This is a genomic window from Allobosea sp., from assembly GCF_036675845.1.
Lineage (GTDB): Bacteria > Pseudomonadota > Alphaproteobacteria > Rhizobiales > Beijerinckiaceae > Allobosea.
On record NZ_JAKFED010000079.1, the window covers coordinates 1 to 3,180 of the forward strand.

The following is a 3,180-nucleotide window of genomic DNA, read 5'->3' on the forward strand; positions in this document are numbered from 1 at the left end:
GCCAGGCGGTGCTGACGGCGATGAACCAGGAAGACTACATGCGCTCGATCGTCGGCGACGACGACAAGCTCTGGAAGCCGCTGCCCGGCTTCTTCACCCCCGGCACGCCGCTCTACACCGAAGAGGGCGGCGAAATGCTGAAGATGAAGAACGTCGCCGCCGCCAAGAAGCTGCTGGCCGAGGCCGGCTACAAGGGCGAGCCGGTGATCTGCGTGGTGGCGCAGGACATGTCCGCCACCAAGTCGATGGGCGACGTCACGGCCGAGCTCCTGAAGAGCATCGGCATGACGGTCGAGTTCGTCGCCACCGACTGGGGCACGGTCGGGGCGCGCCGCGCCCAGAAGACCGCGCCGGGGCAGGGCGGCTGGAGCATGTTCCACACCTGGCATGCCGGGGCGGACTGCATCAACCCGGCCTCCTATACGGCGATCCGGGCGAATGGCGACAAGGCCTGGTTCGGCTGGCCGGACGTGCCGGCGGTCGAGACCGAGGTCAATAACTGGTTCGCCGCCAAGAACATCGCCGAGGAGAAGGCCGCGATGGCCCGCCTGAACAAGGCCGCCGTCGAGAACGTCGTCTATGCGCCGACCGGCTTCTATCTCGGCTACCAGGCCTGGCGGAAGAACGTCACGGGAGTGGTCAGCGGGCCGCTGCCGTTCTTCTGGAACGTCGCCAAGGCCTGACATGAGCAAGGCCGGCGCCCGGGACCGGGCGCCGGCCTCCAAGCACGCCCGCCGGGCCGTTTCGGATTGTTCCAGTCCGAACCGGCCCGGCGCCCGCCCTCCATCAAAAGGCAGCGGATGCTCGCTTTCATCGTCCGACGCATCATCACGACGATACCCGTCATGGCCTTCGTGGCGCTGTTCGTCTTCTCATTGCTCTACGTCGCGCCCGGCGACCCCGCGGCGATCATCGCCGGCGACCAGGCCTCGCCCGCCGATGTCGAGCGCATCCGCGCCAGTCTCGGGCTCGACCGGCCCTATCTCGTGCGCTTCGGCGAATGGTTCTTCCGGGTGCTGCAGGGCGATCTCGGCACCTCGATCTTCACCTCGCTGCCGGTGACGCAGCTCATCGCCCAGCGCATCGAGCCGACGCTCTCGCTGATGGTGCTGACGCTGATCCTGGCCGTCACGGTCGCCGTGCCGCTCGGCGTCGTCGCCGCCTGGAAGGCCGGCACCTGGATCGACCGCGCGGTCGTGGCCTTCGCCGTCTTCGGCTTCTCGGTGCCGGTCTTCGTCGTCGGCTACCTGCTCGCCTACACCTTCGCGCTCAAGCTCGACTGGGTGCCGGTCCAGGGCTACACGCCGATCTCGCAGGGGCTCTGGCCCTGGTTCCAGAACCTGATCCTGCCCTCGATCACGCTGGGCATGGTCTATGTCGCGCTGATCGCCCGCATCACCCGCGCCACCATGCTCGACGTGCTGCAGCAGGACTATATCCGCACTGCCCGCTCCAAGGGCGTGGCCCAGAACAGCATCCTCTTCCTGCACGCGCTGAAGAACGCCGCGGTGCCGATCATCACCATCATCGGCATCGGCGTCGCATTGCTGATTGGCGGGGCGGTGGTGACCGAGAGCGTCTTCGCCATTCCCGGCCTCGGGCGGCTGACGCTCGATGCCATCCTGCGCCGCGACTACCCCGTCATCCAGGGCGTCGTGCTGATCTTCTCCTTCGTTTACGTGCTGGTGAACCTGGTCATCGACCTGATCTACACCCTCGTCGACCCGAGGATACGCTATTGACCGTGCAGCATCCCGCCCCGGTTCCGGGCGACCTTGCGGTCGCCCCCGAACTGCCCGACGTGCTGAAGGCCAGGAAGCCGCTGACCGGCTTCACCGGCTTCATGCGCAAGAATCCCTCGATCGCGATCGGCGGCATCCTGCTGCTGGTGATGCTGTTCATCGCGGTCTTCGCGCCGCTGCTCTGGACGGTCGATCCGACGACGATCGCGACGTCGCGGCGCACCCGCGTGCCTTCCGAGCTCTACTGGTTCGGCACCGACATGCTGGGGCGCGACATCTATTCGCGCGTCATGTATGGCGCGCGGGTCTCGCTGCTGGTCGGCTTCAGCGTCGCGATCCTGTCCTCGATCGCCGGGCTGGTCATCGGCCTGTTCTCCGGCTTCGTGCGCTGGTCGGACGGCATCATCATGCGCGTCATCGACGGCATGATGTCGATCCCGCCGATCCTGCTCGCCATCGCCCTGATGGCGCTGACCCGCGGCTCGGTGCAGAACGTCATCATCGCCATCACCATCGCCGAGATCCCGCGCGTCGCCCGGCTGGTGCGCGGCGTCGTGCTCTCCCTGCGCGAGCAGCCCTATGTCGATGCGGCGATCGCGGCCGGCACCCGCACGCCGATGATCGTCTTCCGCCACATCCTGCCAAACACCATGGCGCCGATGAGCGTGCAGGCGACCTATATCTGCGCCAGCGCGATGATCGTCGAGGCCATCCTGTCCTTCATCGGTGCCGGCGTGCCGCCGGCGACGCCCTCCTGGGGCAACATCATGGCCGAGGGCCGCGCCCTCTGGCAGGTCAAGCCGCATATCATCCTGTTCCCGGCGATCTTCCTGTCGCTGACGGTGCTCGCAGTGAACATGCTCGGCGACGGCCTGCGCGATGCGCTCGACCCGCGCATGGCGAAGAACATGTGATGACGCTGATCCTGCTCACCCTCTCTCTCTCAGCCCTCATCCTGAGGAGCCGCGAAGCGGCGTCTCGAAGGATGACCGCATGTGCGCTGGAACATCCTTCGAGACGCAGGGCTCGCGCCCTGCTCCTCAGGATGAGGGCTCACAGCTTGGAGCGACCCTGAATGGCCCTGCTCGAGATCGACCAGCTCCAGACCCATTTCCGCACGCCGGACGGCATCAACCGCGCCGTCGACGGCGTCTCCTTCTCCATCGAGGCCGGGCAGACGCTTGCCGTGGTCGGCGAGTCCGGTTGCGGCAAGTCCGTCACCGCCATGTCGATCCTGCGGCTGATCCCGGAGCCGCCCGGCAAATTGGCGGGCGCGATCCGCTTCCAGGGCCGCAACCTGCTCGAATGCTCCGATGCCGAGATGCGCCAGATCCGCGGCAACGAGATCTCGATGATCTTCCAGGAGCCGATGACCAGCCTGAACCCGGTGCTGACCGTCGGCCGGCAGATCGGCGAGACGCTGCGGCTGCACCAGAAC

4 protein-coding genes are annotated in these 3,180 nt (G+C 66.9%); all 4 read left to right on the plus strand.

The genetic code is table 11. The features are described from left to right. On the plus strand, window positions 1-683 hold a 683-nt coding region (locus V6M56_RS08945; RefSeq protein WP_332682992.1), incomplete at its 5' end, for an ABC transporter substrate-binding protein. A 117-nt stretch (window positions 684-800) separates the two neighbouring features. Further along, window positions 801-1,742: an ABC transporter permease gene (locus tag V6M56_RS08950; RefSeq protein WP_332682994.1), complete on the plus strand. Its 942-nt coding sequence runs from the start codon at window positions 801-803 to the stop codon at window positions 1,740-1,742. Then, a complete protein-coding gene (locus V6M56_RS08955; protein ID WP_332682996.1) occupies window positions 1,739-2,656 on the plus strand; it encodes an ABC transporter permease in 918 nt (305 codons plus the stop codon). The genes V6M56_RS08950 and V6M56_RS08955 overlap by 4 nt, the downstream gene beginning before the upstream one ends. A 161-nt stretch (window positions 2,657-2,817) precedes the next feature. Next, on the plus strand, window positions 2,818-3,180 hold a 363-nt coding region (locus V6M56_RS08960), incomplete at its 3' end, for an ATP-binding cassette domain-containing protein (RefSeq protein ID WP_332682998.1).